Here is a 16163-nt window from a genome sequence, read left to right as displayed (position 1 = left end):
ATGAGTGTGAGCATTTCGCCTAACAAGTTGCTCAACCTCGCTCACTGCGTTCGCTGGACGGCTGCGCCTTTGCAAATGTGTGGTTTTGCTTCGCAAAACCTTACCACACATTTGCAAAGTCACATCCGCCGGTTAGCAAGGCGTTAGTGCACAAGTGCCGTTTAGGCTTGTGCAATTCGTAAAGCTTTAGAATATAAAGAATTTTACTATTTAATGGTGAAAAATGAGAGCCGAGCTAAAAAACAAAATTATTGAGGTTTGTAACAAAAAAATATCATCAAAAGGTAACTCTGTTGGGGTGTCTTTTTATGCTTTTTTCGCAAATAAAAATGACAATCCAGAGTTGCTTATGGAGGCTGCAAAATGGTGGATAGAGACGCATAAGTTAGACCATTTTGAAAAAGCTGTAAAAATCAAACAAATCGTAGAAAGTAGCTATTAGAATATTTTAATTTTCTTAAACCTAAAAATTATCAATATTAATTATTCTTTGTTTAAGGTTAGTATGCAGTGAATTCCTGCACTAACAAGTCGTTCCAGCATCGCACCTTCGGTGCTGGACAGTTTTTAAGTCGCGGTTTTATGGTTTTGCTGCGCAAAAGTATTCCATAAAACCACAACTTAAAAACTGCCGCTGAACTCGGCGTTAGGCATCACAACCAACTCCACTCACTTACCGAGGATCTAGTCAATGCGGTACAAATTTGTATGCGGCGAGAAGGCTGAAAAACATTCTCAGTCAACTGGCGACTTAACAACATTTCTAGCAACCGGTTCAGACACAGATGGCCGGGTTTCAATTTTTGATAGCTACTTGAAGCAAGGGAACGGTGCGCCTTGGCATTTCCATGAAGAAGACGACGAGATCTTCTACGTCATCACTGGAGAGGTCGAGTTCGGCATTGACAAAGAAGTTGTCGTTGCCAAGCCAGGAGATCTCGTCATCGCTGGGCCTAACGTACATCGCAGGTTCCAAGCCCTCTCCGACAGCCACTTGCTAGTGATCAATGCGCCAGGAGGTCCATCGGAAGGATTTCTGCGAGACCTCCTGAGCCTTGACCATCTGCCATCAGAAGCGGATCGGGCCCGATTTGTAGAGAAGTACGGCATTCATGTGGTTGTGTAGTTCAATGTCTCCATTCGCGCGTATGCCAAGTGATGCCTAACCCCTCGCTCAAGCTGAGCCCCAACGGCATGGCGCGCCGGCCATCAAGCGCTGGGCCTTCGGCCCATTTTGCGCTTGCTGTCCAGCGCGCCATGCCGTCGGTGCCAGCTTAGCTCGAACGTTATGCCGCTTGATCCAGACATCAAGGTCTCCGACGTCATTGCGACCATCGCATTGCTGATTTCTGTGCTCTCTGCGATTTACGCGCGCGGGCAAAGAGCGGCTGCAGATCGTGCCAACGCCATTGCAGTTCGCGAAAGCCGTCGCCCGTTGCGCTTGCAGGTATTCCAGTCCATGCATCATTTCTCGAAGTACTGCTCGACTTACTGGACTCTGTATCACATGGGTGAAGTGACCCGAAGTCGGGAGCTCACGGAGCGCATTGACACATTCAAGTGGGAGATCGAGCAACAGGGTCACCTTGACATGCCGGATGTTGAAGAGAAAGCGAAGGCCTTCGTAAACGGTGCGTGGAAGCTCCAGCGGCTGATTGACCGGATTGCGGGCGGGCAAAACAACCCGCATGATCGAGACTACGCGACGGCCGAAGAAAATGTGGAAGGCCTCATAGACTGGTTCGGTAAGGAGAATCGTGAACTCAAGACACTCTTCCAGCCATACTTGGCCGCGGCATAACATGTCAATCGACACGGACCCAAACCTGCAGGAGGCGGCTTCGCCGCAAACGGTTGTGGTCCGGTCATCTTCACGTTAGAGATCAGGAAAACCACAGTGACTCTTTCAACGTTGGAAGAAAGCATTCAGATCTGCCGCAGGTGCGAAAGCACTCTATGCAAGTACGGCGTCGAGCCACGACCAATCTTTAGTGGTGGAGTTGGCTATCCCATCTTTTTGTTGGGTCAAGCTCCTGGAAAGACCGAATACGACAAAAGGGCTCCCTTTCAAGGCGACGCCGGCAAGTCCATCAAAGCGCAGTTCGCTGCATCAGGTCTTTCAAACTTTGAGCGCACCGTCTATCAAACATCAGTCACAAAGTGCTTCCCAGGTCGTCGTCCGGGCGCGTCAACAGACCGCATGCCGAGCGCAGGCGAAGTCAAGAACTGCCTGCCGTTTCTGGAGCGACAACTTGAACTCGTCAAACCCAAGCTGCTCGTTTGCCTAGGTGGTCTTTCATGGAAGGCATTTCTGTCTATGCAGGAAGCCGCCGAACCGGGCTTTTGCTCGCGTGTGATCGGCATTGCTCGCCCAAGCAGCGTGAAAGTGCCTCACATGGTTGGGCAGCGCTTTCGGTGGCGCTCTACGTTTGTGCTGCCAATGATTCATCCCGCAGGAAGTGCAAACGGAGCACGTTCGCAGTATCCAGATCACGATCGAGAGTCAAAGGCCCTCTTGGCACAGTCAATCTCCGAGCTCGGGCTGCGTGATCTCTAACCCTTCGATCGAGAGGATAGACACCGGCAAGCCGGTGTTTGCCTCACATCTCAAACGTTGGGCGTCACAAAGTCCCGGTGTCTGCACTTGACAGACGTATCCAAATGGATACTATGTGGCCATGTTCACGGTACGGCAGACGCAAGAGTTCCAGGACTGGCTTGATGGCCTGAAGGACGTTAAGGCGCAGTTGCGCATCGTCGCAAGGCTGCGCCTGGCCGAGACGGGAAGCCTTGGCGACTGGAAACCCGTTGGCGGTGAGGTGTCCGAAATGCGCATCGCATTCGGGCCAGGCTATCGCCTGTACTTCACAAAACGCCAGAATATCCTCATCGTCATGCTCGCTGGCGGTGATAAGTCAACCCAGGCAAGAGATATCAAGCGAGCCCAAAAGATCTTGCAACAGTTGGAGCTTGAATGATGACTACGTCCAAAACCAAGGCAAAGCTTCTTCCGTTTGATGCGGCTCGATACCTCACAGATGAAGATGCGATCGCCGAGTACATGACGGCGGTTCTTGAAACCGGAGACACAGACCTTCTGTTGCTGGCGCTTGGCGACGTCGCGCGAGCCAAAGGCATGGCTCAGGTGGCCAAAGATGCTGGGCTCGGCCGTGAGAGTCTCTACAAAGCCCTTGCTCCAGGGGCCAAACCCCGCCTCGACACCATTCTCAAGGTCGCACGTGCGCTAGGTGTTCGGTTCTCAGCCCATCCCGCGTGACGCCCATCCATTCCATCCAGCGGACTTGCCTTCGGCAAGCCGCACATGTCAAACGTTGGGCTTCACAACGATCTGGCATTTCACCCTTGGCGGTGACCACCGCGAGGAACCCGGATGAAGTTTGAAAAAATCGGCAGGGACAACCAGAAGGCGCTCGCGAGCCTCTTCCGTTCGACGTTCGGCGCGTCCGAAGGAGAGGGCGAGGGCTTGCTGATCGGAGACCTGGCCGACCAGTTGGGCGCCGCCATCGACGACCTCGATGTGATGGCCTTCGGCGCCACGCAGGGCGAGGCGCTTATCGGCGCCATCTTCTTCACACGACTTCGCTTCGCCGACGACGCCCGGGTTTACATGCTCGCGCCGGTGGCGGTGGCCACCGCGCACCAGGGAGCCGGCCTCGGGCAGGCGCTCATCCGGTTCGGGCTGGAGGTGTTGGCGGGCCAGGGCGCTACAGTCGCGATCACGTATGGCGATCCGGCGTACTACGGCCGATTTGGATTTGCGCCGCTTTCAGAGGGCGTGATTCGCTCGCCGGTGGCCTTGTCGATGCCGCATGGGTGGCTCGGCCAGTCGCTGAACGGCCAGCCCATCCAGCCCCGGCGGGAGCGCCCGCAGTGTGTTGAACCATTCCGCAACCCGGCTTTGTGGTAAGTAGCGCGGGAGCGCGGTTCCGGACCCGCAGCGAAATCGAATCGAACCCACGGTGTAGGCGGCGCGTGCGGCCGATTGTCTCTACACTGCGCTTGTTTGCGGTCGGCTGGCTTCCAACGTTGCCCGAACAAGGAGTGTGTTGATGGACTGGGGTGCTGTTTCGGCGGTTGCCGGCGTATTCGGAACGCTCTTCGTCGCGCTGAGCGTGGTGTATCTCGCGCTGCAGGTGAAGGCGGGAGCCAAGGCAACACGCTCGCAGACCTACTACCTGGCCACTGCGGCGCTGGCCGAAATGGCCGCGCTGATCGGGTCCAATGCCGAGTTGTCGCGGATCGTTCGCATCGGGTGGAACACCCCCGACGACCTAACCGAAGACGAGTTCACGCAATACAGCTACGTGATGCTCAGCTTTCTGCGGCGTTACGAGAACGTCTACTTTCAATGGCAATCGGGTCTGGTCGATGACGACTTCTGGATCGGCCACCGCGAGAACCTGCTGTGGGCCTTTCGACGCCCCGGCATGCAGCGCGTGTGGAAGGACCGAAAGAACGCCTTCAGCATCGGTTTTCAGAAGTTCCTGGATGGTTCGGCCACCATTGCGGCCCAGACGCCCGAAACCCGGCGCATCTGAAGTGCCATGCCATCGGATGGATCCGCCGCCCGATGCATTTCAACGCTACCGCTTCAATCGAACTCGCAAACCCGCATGTCGAAAAAACCGAATCCAGTCGCCGTCATCGCTGCCGACGTGCCACCGCGCAGCAAGCCATCGGTCTACCCCGAGCCCTTCGCGTCGCGCATGGCGGGCCGGGAGAAGCGCCAGCTGGGTGAAGTCTTCGGGCTGACGAACTTCGGCGTCAACCTCACGCGCCTGGCGCCCCAGGCGGTGTCGGCCCTTCGCCACGCCCACACGCGCCAGGACGAGTTCATCTACATCCTGCAAGGCCGGCCCACGCTGCACACTGATGAAGGGCGGCACCAGCTCTCGCCCGGCCAGTGCGCGGGGTTCAAGGCCGGCACGGGCAACGCCCACCGCCTGATCAACGAAACCACCGAGGACGTCGTGTACCTCGAAGTCGGCGACCGGACGCCAGGCGACGAAGGCAGCTATCCCGATGACGACCTCGTGGCCGTGCTGGTGGATGGCGCGTGGACGTTTGTGCACAAGGACGGAACGCCTTATCGGTGAGGCGGGATCCAGTCGGCGCATGCGGCCGGATTTTCGATGAAAATTGCCCCATCCCCGCGTAAAACGGTCATTTGACGCTATTCCTTTAGGAGTAACCCACGCCGGCCGCGCGATAAGCTTCCAGCATTCGGCCATTGCGCGCAGAATGGCCCTCGGGCGAGTTTGCCCGGACAAAAATGCTGGAGACAAAAACATGTTCAAGCCTGATACCTGTTGCACGCTGGTGCCCTATTTCGAAGTGCCGGAAGGCCAACTCGCGGCGTTCAAGGCGCTCGGTCCCCAGTTCGTGGAGCGCACCCGCACGGAGCCGGGTTGCATGCACTACGCGTTTTCATTCAATGGCACCACGGCACACTGCCGTGAGGGCTACGCCAATGCCGAGGCCGTGCTCGCGCACCTTCAGAATGTCGGCGAGTTGCTCGGGCAGGCGCTCCAGATCGCCAAGATCGTGCGGCTGGAAGTGCATGCGCCGGCGTCCGAGATCGAGAAACTCCGCGCGCCGATGGCTTCACTCAGCCCGCAGTTTTTCGCCCTGGAGCCGGGCATCCGGCGCGCCAGCGAGGCCTGAGCCCCCGCTCAAACGGCCTTGCGGCGCCATCCCGGGCGGACCACCGATCGCCAAGGCCTTTTGTGGCTCATTTTCGAGCTATTTTCGTTCTTTCCCAGCGTAAAGTGGTCATTGATAGCTATCGTTTCAGGAGTTCTCAGGACGGCCGCAGCAGCCGTTGAGGCACCAGTGCGCGCGCCTGCCGCAGCGGCACGGGCAGCGGCTCGCCTTCCAGCTGCGCCGCCAGCAGCTCGCCGCACAGCACGGCCAGGGTCATGCCGCGCGCGCCCATGCCGGTGCTGACGAACAGGCCCGGCAGGGCGGTGGCATCCAGCGCGCCCACCACCGGCAGGCGGTCGGGCACGGTGCAGCGCACGGCGGCCCAGGCGCGGGCGGCGCCGCTGGCAATCTGTGGCGCCAGGGCCCGGGCGCTTTCGGGCAGCAGCACGGCGAGCTTGCCGGCCACCTCGGCCGTGTCGGCCTCGCGCAGCACCGGCTCTCGGCAGCCACGCTCGAAGGAGGAGCCCAGCACCCAACTCGGCGTGCCGTCCACCGGCACCCCGGTGATGAAATTGCCCAGCCCGTTGACCGGGAAGGGGGGCAGCGGGTGCGGCGCATCGGGCATGGGGCCATAGAGCAGCTGGCCGCGCAGCGGGTTGAGCGGCAGCGCGGGCGCGTCGGTGCTGGCCAGCAGGCCGAGGCTGTCGAAGCCTGCCGCCACGACGACCACGGGCGCCCGGGCCAGCACCGTGCCGTCGGCGGCCAGGGCGGTCCATCCTTCGCCATCGTCAACGGCGCCCTCCGCTTGAGGGCGATCCAGCCGCAACGCGGCCACCGCGGCGTTTCCCTGCCAGGTGATGCCGGGCGCCGCCAGCATGGCAGCCACCAGCGCGGGGGCGCGCACCCAGCCGGCGCGGGCGTGCCAGTGGGCAGGGCTGTCGTCGCTCAGGGCGGCGGCGTTGCGTTGCACCACATCGGCAGCACGGCTCCAGGCGTGACCTGGTGAAGCGGGGTCCGCCCAGTCGGAGGGCAGTTCGCGGCTGTCTTTCAGGCGCCGCTCCAGCACACCGCTGGCGGCCCAGCCCACACCCTCGGGCAACAAGTTGGCGGCGCGGGCCAGCGTGGCCATCACGCCGCTGCGGCTGAGCTGCGAGAGCAGGCGGTCGTCGGGCGAGACATGGGGCGCCACCACGCCGGCCGGCAGGCCAGAGGCGCCCGCAGCCGGTGCGCCGGCGCGGTCCAACACGGTCACCTGCCAGCCGCGCTGCGCCAGGCTGTACGCCGCCGAGGCTCCTGCCAGGCCGGCGCCGATGACGAGGGCGCGCCGGTCGCCTCCTGCCCAGGGCGCCACCGGGGCGGGCTCGGGGCGGCGCGGGGTCCAGGGCGGGTCCCACGTGGCGCGCAGGCAGTCGCGCTTGGGCGGCAGGCCCGCGGCTTTTTCAACGATGAAGCCGTGTTGCGCCAGGCCATCGCGTACGCTGCGCGCGATGGTCCAGGTGGCGACGCGGGTGCCGCGCCGGCACAGGTGGCTGACAGCTTTCAGCGTGTGGGGGTCCCACATGTCAGGGTTCAGGGCCGGGGTGAAGCCGTCCAGATAGACCGAATCGGCCTCGAAACGCAGCTCGCGCAGCATGGCGCGCACCTCGCCGATGCACAGCGTCAGCTGCACCCGGCCGCCTTCGAAGGCCAGGCGGTGAAAGCCGGGCAGCAGGCCGGTCCAGCGCGCTGCCAGTTCGTGCGCCAGGGGCGCGAGTTCGGGGTAGGGGGCCGCGCCGCGTTGCAGGTCGTCGGCCGTCGGCGGCCAGGCTTCGATGGCCACGTAGTGCAGCAACTGCGGCGCCAGGGGATCGGCTCGCCAGGCCTGCCAGGTGGCCAGGAAGTTCAGGCCCAGGCCGAAGCCGGTTTCCAGAAGGGTCCAGCGGGGCGCGTCACGCCAGGCGCCGGGCAGGTCGCAGCCGCCGAGGAAGACATGGCGCGCCTGCAGGATGCCGCCCCGCCCGTCATCGCCGTCGCCGCGATAGCGGTCGTTGAAACGCGGGTTGTGCGGGATGCCGTCGGGCAGCCATTGCACCGGACTGGCGAATGCGGTCATTCAGGCCGGGCGCTTCAGCACCCGAAATCGTGATGTCAGGCGGTCGGGGGCACGTAGCCCTGCGCGGCGTCGGCGCCGGAGCCGAAGAAGTGGTTTTCCATCTGGCGGGCCAGGTACTGGCGGGCGCGGGCGTCGGCCAGGTTCAGGCGGTTTTCATTGACCAGCATGGTCTGGTGCTTGAGCCAGTCGGCCCAGGCCTGTTTGCTGACGCTTTCCCAGATGCGCTTGCCGAGCTCGCCGGGGTAGGGCGGAAAGTCGAGTCCTTCGGCTTCGGTGCCGAGCTTGATGCAGTTGACCATGCGTGCCATGTGCAAACCTTTGAACGAGTAACGAGTGAAGAATGGATACCTCCGGCACCATGCATTTCTATGGCGCCGGCACGCACCGGATGGGCAAGACTGTAGCAATCTTTGCCCGGCAACCGCGCACAGGGGTTTGACCGCGCGCACCAGCCATTGACGGATGTCAAGTTGGAACAAGCCTCAGGCTCTAGAATCCGGGCTTTCCCTAATCAACCGCGCCGGTTGCGCTCGTGGAGCACAGCCAGTGACAACTGCGGCATTTCCAGCATGAGCGCTTTTCACGAAGAACGAGTCCTGACCGTCCATCACTGGACTGACCGCCTTTTCAGCTTCACCACCACGCGCGATCCCGCGCTTCGTTTTTCCAACGGCCACTTCACAATGATCGGGCTGCGCGTCGATGGCAAGCCCTTGTTGCGTGCCTACAGCATCGCCAGCGCCAATTACGAAGAAACGCTGGAGTTCCTCAGCATCAAGGTGCAGAACGGTCCGCTGACCTCGCGGCTGCAGCACATCAAACCCGGCGATTCGATCATCGTGGGCAAGAAGCCCACCGGCACGTTGCTGCTGGACTACCTGCTGCCGGCCCGGCACCTGTATCTGTTCGGTACGGGCACCGGTCTGGCGCCGTTCATGAGCATCATCCGCGACCCGGAAACCTACGAGCGCTACGAGAAAGTCGTGCTGGTCCACGGCGTGCGCCAGGTGAACGAGCTGGCCTACCACGACTACATCACCAAGGAACTGCCGCAGCACGAGTTCCTGGGCGAGATGGTGCAGAAGCAGCTGCTCTATTACCCGACCGTGACGCGCGAGCCCTTTGTGCATCAGGGCCGCATCCCCGACCTGATCAACAGCGGCCGGCTCGCAAAGGATCTGGGCCTGCCAGACCTCAACTCGCTGGATGACCGGGTGATGATCTGCGGCAGTCCCGAGATGCTTCGCGACCTCAAGCATCTCTGCGAGCACCGGGATTTCGAAGAAGGCAGCACCAGCGTGCCGGGTGACTTCGTGATTGAACGGGCGTTTGTTTCGAATTGACTTGCTGCGCACCTGCTCGCCTGTCCGCGGGCCTGTCGCGGGTGGGGCGTCTGGGTCATTCGATCGTTCCCCCGCCCGGAACTTAATCGCGCAGACCTGACTCCGTACAAGAACGCCGGATGCGTCGAGGCGCAGATTCCTGCGCAACAATCCGGATTCTTGTTCTGCGCGAAGGTGCCAGGCTGGCGCTGGTAACCGAAGCGAAGTGCGTCTTTGTGGAAGCCTGATGAATTTTCTGACCTGGTTTGAGCGGTATCCCCGGCGTTTGTACGCCATGCTTTGTGCGGCTTGTTTCGCCATGCTGGCCTTTGGCCTGTATCTGCAGCATGTGGTGGGGCTGAACCCCTGTCCGATGTGCATCGTGCAACGCTATGCGCTGCTGCTGGTGGCCATTGCTGCGGGTCTGTCGGCGCTCAGCAGCAGACGGCCGGTGCACCTGGGTGGTGCCGGTGTGCTGATCCTGGTGGCCGGATTCGGGGCCTTCACTGCGGCGCGCCAGAGCTGGCTGCAGTGGTATCCCCCCGAGGTGGTGAACTGCGGCCGTGATTTCTACGGAATGATCGAAACCTTCCCGCTGCAGCGCGCGCTGCCAATGATCTTCAAGGGCACGGGCGATTGCAGCAAGATCGACTGGACCTTCCTTGGCGGCACGCTCGCCAACTGGTCGTTCGTGGTGTTCGCCAGCATCCTGTTCCTGTCGCTGTTGATGATCGGGCGCAACGTGCGCGCCGCGCGCTGACGCTCAAAGCGGCAGGGTGTCGAGCATCTCGTAGGTGTTCCTGAGCCAGGTCTTCACCCGCTGACGTTCCAGAAGGCCCAGCGTGTCGGCTCCGTTGCGGTTGTTGATGGCCGCCCAGAAGCTTGCGTTCTGGCGGTCGATCTTGCGCATGCTGGCTTCGTGCAACTGGCCCAGTGAAACGACGCGGGCGCCGAGCGCCAGGGCATTCTTCAGGGCTTCGGAGTCGTCGAGCTGCGAGAAGTCCGAACCGCGCCCCAGATTCTTCACCACCAGGTAATTGGGCCCGGCGCCATAGGTGTCGATCAGGCGCTGCAGCAGGTCGACCGAATCCTTCCCCGCATCGGCCAGGTGCCAGAAATTGACGGTGACGCCCATCTCGGACAGCACGGCGATCAGGTCGGAGTCCTTGACCCAGCGCGCCAGGGGTGCAGCCGTCTGTGCCGCCAGATCGACGATCACGCTCGATTGCTGCCCGTCGGGCAGTGTTTCCTCAAACGCGCCGACCACCAGATCCAGCCCTTCGTAGCTGTCCACGACCACGGGTGCGGCGTAGTCGGCATAGAAGCGGGTGAACGAGGTGTGCGAGCGATCGGTGTCGAAGCCTGTGAAGGGCAGGCCCTTGTCCAGAAAATACTGGGCCAGCACCCGTGCCGCGACCGACTTGCCGACGCCGCCTTTTTCGCCGCCGATGAAATTGAGGGAACTCATGTTGTTGTCCTGCGGATGACCCGCGTTGGGGGAGGGGTGACCCGCAGCCACCGAGGCAGCGCGGATCGCGTGCGCCATGGGCGCAGCAAGAAGCGTGCTCAGCTTGGCCGATCAGCCGAGTTTCTTCACCAGGACCTGGCTGCGACGGTCCCAGTTGTACTTGCGCTTGCGCGCTTCCGGCAGCCAGTCGGGGTCGACCTGGACGAAGCCGCGCTTGATGAACCAGTGCATGGTGCGGGTGGTCAGCACGAAGATGCTGGTCAGGCCCATGGCGCGCGCGCGCTGCTCGATGCGCTTGAGCACTTTTTCCCCGTCGCCCTGGCCCTGGCTTTGCGGCGAGACGGTCAGGGCCGCCATTTCGGCTGTCTTGCCTTCGGGGTAGGGATACAGCGCAGCGCACGCGAAGATCACGCCATCGTGTTCGATGATGGTGTAGTTGGCCACGTCGCGCTCGATCTCGGTGCGGCTGCGCGTGACCAGGGTGCCGTCTTTTTCGAAAGGCTCGATCAGGTGCAGGATGCCGCCCACGTCATCGGGTGTGGCCTCGCGCAGGCTCTCCAGCTTCTCGTCCACCACCATCGTGCCAATGCCGTCGTGCACGTAGATCTCCAGCAGCAGGGAGCCGTCGACGGCAAACGGAATGATGTGGCTGCGCTCCACGCCCGCCTTGCAGGCCTTGACGCAGTGCTGCAGGTAGAACGCGGTGTCGGTGGGGCGCTGCCCGGGCGCGACACGGGCCAGCAGCTGTTCGGCATCGGCCAGCGGCAGCTCGGTGTCGATCGGGTTGTCTTCACTCTCGGGCTCATCGGGCCGCACGCGGATGCCGGCGATCTCGGTCACGAAGATCAGCTTGTCGGCCTGCAGGGCAATCGCCACCGATGTGGCCACTTCTTCCATCGTCAGGTTGAAGGCCTCGCCGGTCGGCGAGAACCCGAACGGCGACAGCAGCACCATCGCGCCCATGTCCAGCGTGCGGGTGATGCCCGCCACATCGACCTTGCGCACCAGGCCCGAATGCTGGAAGTCCACGCCGTCCAGAATGCCCACCGGTCGCGCGGTGATGAAGTTGCCGCTGATCACGCGCACGGTGGAGTCGGCCATCGGCGTGTTGGGCAGGCCCTGGCTGAAGGCGGCCTCGATCTCGTAGCGCAGCTGTCCGGCGGCCTCCTGGGCGCAGTCCAGCGCCACTTCGTCGGTGATGCGCATGCCGTGCGAATACCGGGCCTCATGTCCTTTGGCGCGAAGCTGTTCGTTCACCTGCGGGCGAAAACCGTGCACCAGCACGATCTTTACGCCCATGCTCTGGATCATCGCCAGATCCTGGGCCAGATACTGGAGCTTGCCTGCAGCGATGGCCTCGCCACAGACACCCACCACGAAGGTCTGGTTGCGGAACTTGTGGATATAGGGCGCCACCGACCGGAACAGCGGGACAAAGGTGAAATTGAAGACGGTGGACATGTGGCGCGGGCGGCTCGGTGGCGGGGATAATCGCCGATTCTCCACGAAGTTCAACGCCCGAGTGTCCGCTGCCCTCCCGACCCTGAAGATCGAGTTCCCCGAATCCCTTCCCGTCTCAGGCAAGCGCGACGAGATCATGGCCGCGCTCGACAAGCACCAGGTCATCATCGTCTGCGGCGAAACCGGCTCGGGAAAGACCACGCAACTGCCCAAGATCGCGCTCGCCATGGGGCGCGGGCGGCTCAACGGGCCGAAGGGGCCGGACGGGCACCTGTTGCCGGGCAAGGGGCGCCTGATCGGCCATACGCAGCCCCGGCGCATTGCCGCCAGCTCGGTGGCCAAGCGCATCGCCGAGGAGCTTCACACGCCGCTGGGCGACGTGGTGGGCTTCAAGGTGCGCTTTCAGGACCGGCTGAGCCGCGATGCCTCGGTCAAGCTGATGACCGACGGCATCCTGCTGGCAGAAACCCAGACCGACCCGCTGCTCAAGGCCTACGACACGATCATCATCGACGAGGCCCACGAACGCAGCCTGAACATCGACTTCCTTTTGGGCTACCTGCGCCAGATCCTGCCGCGGCGGCCCGACCTGAAAGTGATCGTGACCTCGGCCACGATCGATGCCGACCGCTTCGCGAAGCATTTCGCGTCGCGTGCCGGGCCGGCGCCCATCATCATGGTCTCGGGCCGGATGTTTCCGGTGGAACAGCGCTGGAAGCCGTTCGAGGAAAGCCGCGACTACGGCCTGAACGAGGCGATTGCCGACGGCGTGGACGAACTCTGGGCCGGCGGCGCCGGCGGCGACATCCTCGTCTTCCTGCCCGGCGAGCGGGAAATCCGCGAAGCTGCCGATCACCTGCGCGGCCACCTGTCGCATTCGCCGCTGAACAGGGGGGCCGAAGTGCTGCCTCTGTTTGCGCGCCTGTCGCCGGCCGAGCAGGACCATATCTTCGACGCCCACAATGGCCGGCGCATCGTGCTGGCCACCAACGTGGCCGAGACTTCGCTGACGGTGCCGGGCATCCGCTATGTGATCGACGCGGGCACGGCGCGCGTCAAGCGCTACAGCTTCCGCAGCAAGGTGGAGCAGCTGCTGGTCGAGCCGATCAGCCAGGCGGCGGCCAACCAGCGCGCCGGGCGCTGCGGGCGTGTGGCCAACGGCATCTGCATCCGGCTGTACGACGAAAAGGACTTCGACGGCCGGCCGCGCTTCACCGACCCGGAAATCCTGCGCTCCTCGCTGGCGGGTGTCATCCTGCGCATGAAGTCGCTGCGCTTGGGCGTGGTGGAGGACTTCCCGTTCCTCGATGCGCCCTCGGGCCGGGCCATCGCCGACGGATACCAGCTGCTCAACGAGCTGGGCGCAGTCGATGACGCCAACGAGCTGACACCATTGGGACATGAACTGGCACGCCTGCCGCTGGACCCCCGCGTGGGCCGCATGATCCTGGAGGCGCGCAACCGCAACGCGCTGGACGAGGTGCTGGTGATCGCATCGGCCTTGTCGGTGCAGGACGTTCGCGACCGCCCAATGGACGCGCAGCAGCAGGCCGACCAGGCCCATGCGAAGTTCGACGACGACAAGAGCGAGTTCACCGGCTACCTGAAGCTGTGGAAGTGGATCAACGAGGCGCGCGGCGGTGCGCCCACGCTGCCCTCGGCCCGCGCGCAGAAGGAAGCCGCCCGCAAGGGCCCGGTGTCACAGGCCGTGCTGCCCGTGGCCCAGCGCGCCGCGCAGGCCATGGCTGCGGCGCGCCAGGCGCTGGCGGGGCAGGGCGCTACGGTGCCACCGGCGGCTGCGCACCCGACGCACAAGCTCAGCAACCGGCAATACGACCACGTGCTGCGCCAGAACTTCATCAGCGTGCGCCGACTGCGCGAATGGCGCGACATCCACACCCAGCTGCAAACGGTGGTGGCCGAGCACAAATGGAAGCTCAACACCACTCCCGCCAGTTACGAGCAGCTGCACCTGTCCATGCTGGCCGGCCTGCTGGGCAACATCGGCTGGAAGATGGAGGAGGAAGAGGTCTATCTGGGTGCGCGGGGGATCAAGTTCTACCGCCATCCCGGTGCGCACCTGTCCAAGAAACCGGGGCGCTGGATCGTGGCGGCCGAACTGGTGGAGACGACGCGGCTGTTCGGCCGCGGCATCGCCGCCATCGAACCGCAATGGCTGGAGGAGGTGGGTGGCCACCTGTTGAAGAAGCAGCTGTTGGATCCGCACTGGGAGAAGAAGGCCGCCCAGGTCACGGCGCTGGAGCGGGCCACGCTGTACGGCATCGTGGTCTACAGCGGGCGGCGCGTGAATTTCGGCACCGTCGATCCGCACGCGGCGCGCGAGATCTTCATTCGCGAGGCGCTGGTGGCAGGCGAGTGGGACACCCGGCTGCCTTTTCTGGCGGCCAACCAGAAGCTGATCGCGCGCGTCGAGGAACTGGAGCACAAGTCGCGCCGCCAGGACGTTTTGGTCGACGACGAGCTGATCTATGCCTTTTACGACCAGCAATTGCCGCCCGAGGCCTGCAGTGGCGCCAGCTTCGAAGCCTGGTACAAGGACGAGGTGCGTCGCCAGCCCCAGCTGCTGACGCTGACGCGCGACGAACTGATGCGCCACGAGGCCGCCGGCATCACCACCAATGCATTTCCCCGCACCATTCGGCTGGGCGGCGTGGACTGCGCGGCCAGCTACCTGCACGAACCCGGCGACGCCAAGGACGGCCTGACGGTCACGGTGCCCCTCTTCGTGCTGAACCAGGTCAGCGAAGACCGCTGCGAGTGGCTGGTGCCGGGCATGCTCAAGGACAAGATCCAGGCGCTTCTGAAAAGCCTGCCGCAGCGTCCCCGCGGACGCTTCGTCCCCCTGCCCGAGAGCGCAAAGCGGCTGGCAGAGGAGCTCGGTACGCCCGAAGGCTTTGGCAGCGGCAGCCTGACCGATGCCTTGCTCAAAGTGGTGCGCGCCGCCACCAGCCTGGACGTGAAGCGGGCCGATTTCAAGCTCGACATGGTGCCGGCCCATCTGTTCATGAACTTCCGTGTGGTGGACGAACACGGTCGCCAGCTGGGCACCGGGCGCAACCTGGGCGCCCTGAAGGCCGAGCTGGGGGCGCAGGCCCGCGGGGCTTTTCAGGCTCTGGCGGGGCTCAAACTGGCTCAAGGCGCATCTTCAGGGCCGTCAGACGTCAAATCTGATTCGAAACAACCGAATCCCAGCGTCAAACGGTCGCAAGATGCTATCAATTTGGATGTGTCTGGAAGTGCTGCCGGCCAGCGCCACACCGCCTGGACTTTCGGCGAATTGCCCGAGCTCATGGAAATCCGCAAGGGCGGGCAGACCATCATCGGCTTCCCGGCGCTGATCGACGTCGGCGACGCGGTCACGATCGAGGTCTTCGATGAGCCGGAGGTTGCCGCCGCGCGCCACCGCGCCGGGCTGCGCCGCCTGTTCGCGCTGCAGCTCAAGGAGGCGCTCAAGTACCTGGAAAAGAACATCCCGGATCTGCAGAAGATGGCCGTGGCCTACATGCCGCTGGGCACTCTCGAAGAGCTGCGAGAACAGATCATCGACGTGGCGCTGGAGCGCGCCTTCCTGCTGGAGCCGCTGCCCGCCAACGAGGCCGATTTCAAGCGCCGCCTCGACGAGGGTCGCGGCCGCCTGACGCTGATCGCCAACGAGGTGGCGCGTCTGGCGTCCGTCATCCTCACGGAATACGGCGCGGCGATGCGCAAAGTCAAGGACACCCGCAACGCCGCCGACGCCACCGCCGACTGCACCCAGCAGCTGCAGCGGCTGATGCCCAAGCGCTTCATCACCGCCACGCCGTGGGCCCAATTGCAGCACTTTGGCCGCTACCTTAAGGCCATCGTGCTGCGGCTGGACAAGCTGCGCGCCGACCCCGCGCGCGACGCCGCCCGGCTGGCCGAACTGCGCCCGCAGGAACAGCGCTACGGGCGCCTGGTCGCCGAACGCAAGGGCGCGGTCGACGAGCGCATGACCGAGTTCCGCTGGCTGCTGGAGGAATTGCGGGTGAGTTTTTTCGCGCAGGAGCTGCGCACCCCGCAGCCCGTCAGCGTGAAGCGGCTGGACAAGGTGTGGACGCAGTTGCAGGGCTAGCGCCTCCCCCTTGCGCCGACCCGGTTATCTGATCAGAACGCG

Annotated in this window: 17 protein-coding genes; 13 read left to right on the top strand and 4 right to left on the bottom strand. The window is 63.2% G+C overall.

Features of this window, described 5'->3' with window-relative positions; translation table 11 throughout:
* The first annotated feature begins 223 nt into the window (after window positions 1-223).
* The 10 genes from ACMUOY_RS00290 (at window position 224) to ACMUOY_RS00245 (ending at window position 5685) form a co-directional block, all read left to right on the top strand.
* Entirely contained in the window at window positions 224-442 is a 219-nt protein-coding gene (locus ACMUOY_RS00290) for a DUF6500 family protein (protein WP_413889889.1), read from the top strand.
* 249 nt (window positions 443-691) lie between these two features.
* Window positions 692-1126, top strand: coding sequence for a cupin domain-containing protein (locus ACMUOY_RS00285; RefSeq protein WP_413889887.1), 435 nt, complete (start codon window positions 692-694; stop codon window positions 1124-1126).
* A 162-nt stretch (window positions 1127-1288) separates the two neighbouring features.
* Window positions 1289-1801 carry a hypothetical protein gene (locus tag ACMUOY_RS00280; RefSeq protein ID WP_413889885.1) on the top strand — a complete coding sequence of 171 codons (513 nt, stop codon included), beginning with the start codon at window positions 1289-1291 and terminating at the stop codon, window positions 1799-1801.
* Between the two features lie 96 nt (window positions 1802-1897).
* Entirely contained in the window at window positions 1898-2557 is a 660-nt protein-coding gene (locus ACMUOY_RS00275) for a uracil-DNA glycosylase (RefSeq protein ID WP_413889883.1), read from the top strand.
* 121 nt (window positions 2558-2678) lie between these two features.
* Window positions 2679-2978 (top strand): type II toxin-antitoxin system RelE/ParE family toxin, encoded by a 300-nt coding sequence (locus ACMUOY_RS00270; protein WP_413889881.1) that lies wholly within the window; start codon window positions 2679-2681, stop codon window positions 2976-2978.
* On the top strand, window positions 2978-3277 hold the full coding sequence (locus ACMUOY_RS00265) for an addiction module antidote protein (protein ID WP_413889879.1): 300 nt from the start codon (window positions 2978-2980) through the stop codon (window positions 3275-3277). Before ACMUOY_RS00270 ends, ACMUOY_RS00265 begins: the two co-directional genes overlap by 1 nt.
* 114 nt (window positions 3278-3391) lie before the next feature.
* Window positions 3392-3928, top strand: a complete 537-nt coding sequence (locus ACMUOY_RS00260; protein WP_413889877.1) for a GNAT family N-acetyltransferase — start codon at window positions 3392-3394, stop codon at window positions 3926-3928.
* A 142-nt stretch (window positions 3929-4070) separates the two neighbouring features.
* A complete protein-coding gene (locus ACMUOY_RS00255; RefSeq protein WP_413889875.1) occupies window positions 4071-4559 on the top strand; it encodes a hypothetical protein in 489 nt (162 codons plus the stop codon).
* A 75-nt stretch (window positions 4560-4634) separates the two neighbouring features.
* Entirely contained in the window at window positions 4635-5117 is a 483-nt protein-coding gene (locus ACMUOY_RS00250; RefSeq protein WP_413889873.1) for a cupin domain-containing protein, read from the top strand.
* Window positions 5118-5310: 193 nt separating this feature from the next.
* Window positions 5311-5685: a putative quinol monooxygenase gene (locus ACMUOY_RS00245; protein WP_413889871.1), complete on the top strand. Its 375-nt coding sequence runs from the start codon at window positions 5311-5313 to the stop codon at window positions 5683-5685.
* A 136-nt stretch (window positions 5686-5821) separates the two neighbouring features.
* Here ACMUOY_RS00245 and mnmC read toward each other — a convergent pair whose 3' ends face one another.
* Window positions 5822-7756, bottom strand: a complete 1935-nt coding sequence (gene mnmC, locus ACMUOY_RS00240; protein ID WP_413889869.1) for an FAD-dependent 5-carboxymethylaminomethyl-2-thiouridine(34) oxidoreductase MnmC — start codon at window positions 7754-7756, stop codon at window positions 5822-5824.
* Between the two features lie 35 nt (window positions 7757-7791).
* The gene (locus ACMUOY_RS00235) at window positions 7792-8064 is read right to left on the bottom strand and encodes an oxidative damage protection protein (protein ID WP_413889867.1); all 273 of its coding nucleotides are present in this window, start codon (window positions 8062-8064) and stop codon (window positions 7792-7794) included.
* Between the two features lie 261 nt (window positions 8065-8325).
* On the opposite strand from ACMUOY_RS00235, the gene ACMUOY_RS00230 reads away from it, so the two are divergent.
* Window positions 8326-9099 carry a ferredoxin--NADP reductase gene (locus ACMUOY_RS00230; protein WP_413889865.1) on the top strand — a complete coding sequence of 258 codons (774 nt, stop codon included), beginning with the start codon at window positions 8326-8328 and terminating at the stop codon, window positions 9097-9099.
* A 226-nt stretch (window positions 9100-9325) separates the two neighbouring features.
* Complete coding sequence (locus ACMUOY_RS00225) at window positions 9326-9838, top strand: disulfide bond formation protein B (RefSeq protein WP_413889863.1); 513 nt, start codon at window positions 9326-9328, stop codon at window positions 9836-9838.
* A 3-nt stretch (window positions 9839-9841) separates the two neighbouring features.
* Here the strand turns inward: ACMUOY_RS00225 and ACMUOY_RS00220 are convergent, their stop codons facing one another.
* Complete coding sequence (locus tag ACMUOY_RS00220; protein WP_413889861.1) at window positions 9842-10546, bottom strand: mobilization protein; 705 nt, start codon at window positions 10544-10546, stop codon at window positions 9842-9844.
* 111 nt (window positions 10547-10657) lie between these two features.
* Complete coding sequence (gene argA, locus ACMUOY_RS00215) at window positions 10658-12007, bottom strand: amino-acid N-acetyltransferase (RefSeq protein WP_413889859.1); 1350 nt, start codon at window positions 12005-12007, stop codon at window positions 10658-10660.
* On the opposite strand from argA, the gene hrpA reads away from it, so the two are divergent.
* Window positions 12006-16121 (top strand): ATP-dependent RNA helicase HrpA, encoded by a 4116-nt coding sequence (hrpA, locus tag ACMUOY_RS00210; RefSeq protein ID WP_413890224.1) that lies wholly within the window; start codon window positions 12006-12008, stop codon window positions 16119-16121. The genes argA and hrpA overlap by 2 nt on opposite strands.
* Window positions 16122-16163 lie beyond the last annotated feature (42 nt).

It is taken from the genome of Candidatus Skiveiella danica (assembly GCF_022705245.1).
GTDB classification, from domain to species: Bacteria; Pseudomonadota; Gammaproteobacteria; order Burkholderiales; family Burkholderiaceae_C; genus Skiveiella; species Skiveiella danica.
The sequence above is the reverse complement of the archived record's forward strand: the minus strand, read 5'-3'. Positions and strand labels throughout refer to the sequence as shown.

What these genes read in the sequence shown, in the direction of transcription:
- argA (WP_413889859.1), bottom strand. Translation starts at nt 12,007, where the DNA reads ATGTCCACCGTCTTCAATTTCACCTTTGTCCCGCTGTTCCGGTCGGTG.
- ACMUOY_RS00255 (WP_413889875.1), top strand. Translation starts at nt 4,071, where the DNA reads ATGGACTGGGGTGCTGTTTCGGCGGTTGCCGGCGTATTCGGAACGCTC.
- ACMUOY_RS00245 (WP_413889871.1), top strand. Translation starts at nt 5,311, where the DNA reads ATGTTCAAGCCTGATACCTGTTGCACGCTGGTGCCCTATTTCGAAGTG.
- ACMUOY_RS00265 (WP_413889879.1), top strand. Translation starts at nt 2,978, where the DNA reads ATGACTACGTCCAAAACCAAGGCAAAGCTTCTTCCGTTTGATGCGGCT.
- hrpA (WP_413890224.1), top strand. Translation starts at nt 12,006, where the DNA reads ATGTGGCGCGGGCGGCTCGGTGGCGGGGATAATCGCCGATTCTCCACG.
- ACMUOY_RS00220 (WP_413889861.1), bottom strand. Translation starts at nt 10,546, where the DNA reads ATGAGTTCCCTCAATTTCATCGGCGGCGAAAAAGGCGGCGTCGGCAAG.
- ACMUOY_RS00290 (WP_413889889.1), top strand. Translation starts at nt 224, where the DNA reads ATGAGAGCCGAGCTAAAAAACAAAATTATTGAGGTTTGTAACAAAAAA.
- ACMUOY_RS00250 (WP_413889873.1), top strand. Translation starts at nt 4,635, where the DNA reads ATGTCGAAAAAACCGAATCCAGTCGCCGTCATCGCTGCCGACGTGCCA.
- ACMUOY_RS00225 (WP_413889863.1), top strand. Translation starts at nt 9,326, where the DNA reads ATGAATTTTCTGACCTGGTTTGAGCGGTATCCCCGGCGTTTGTACGCC.
- ACMUOY_RS00280 (WP_413889885.1), top strand. Translation starts at nt 1,289, where the DNA reads ATGCCGCTTGATCCAGACATCAAGGTCTCCGACGTCATTGCGACCATC.
- ACMUOY_RS00230 (WP_413889865.1), top strand. Translation starts at nt 8,326, where the DNA reads ATGAGCGCTTTTCACGAAGAACGAGTCCTGACCGTCCATCACTGGACT.
- ACMUOY_RS00260 (WP_413889877.1), top strand. Translation starts at nt 3,392, where the DNA reads ATGAAGTTTGAAAAAATCGGCAGGGACAACCAGAAGGCGCTCGCGAGC.
- ACMUOY_RS00285 (WP_413889887.1), top strand. Translation starts at nt 692, where the DNA reads ATGCGGTACAAATTTGTATGCGGCGAGAAGGCTGAAAAACATTCTCAG.
- ACMUOY_RS00235 (WP_413889867.1), bottom strand. Translation starts at nt 8,064, where the DNA reads ATGGCACGCATGGTCAACTGCATCAAGCTCGGCACCGAAGCCGAAGGA.
- ACMUOY_RS00270 (WP_413889881.1), top strand. Translation starts at nt 2,679, where the DNA reads ATGTTCACGGTACGGCAGACGCAAGAGTTCCAGGACTGGCTTGATGGC.
- mnmC (WP_413889869.1), bottom strand. Translation starts at nt 7,756, where the DNA reads ATGACCGCATTCGCCAGTCCGGTGCAATGGCTGCCCGACGGCATCCCG.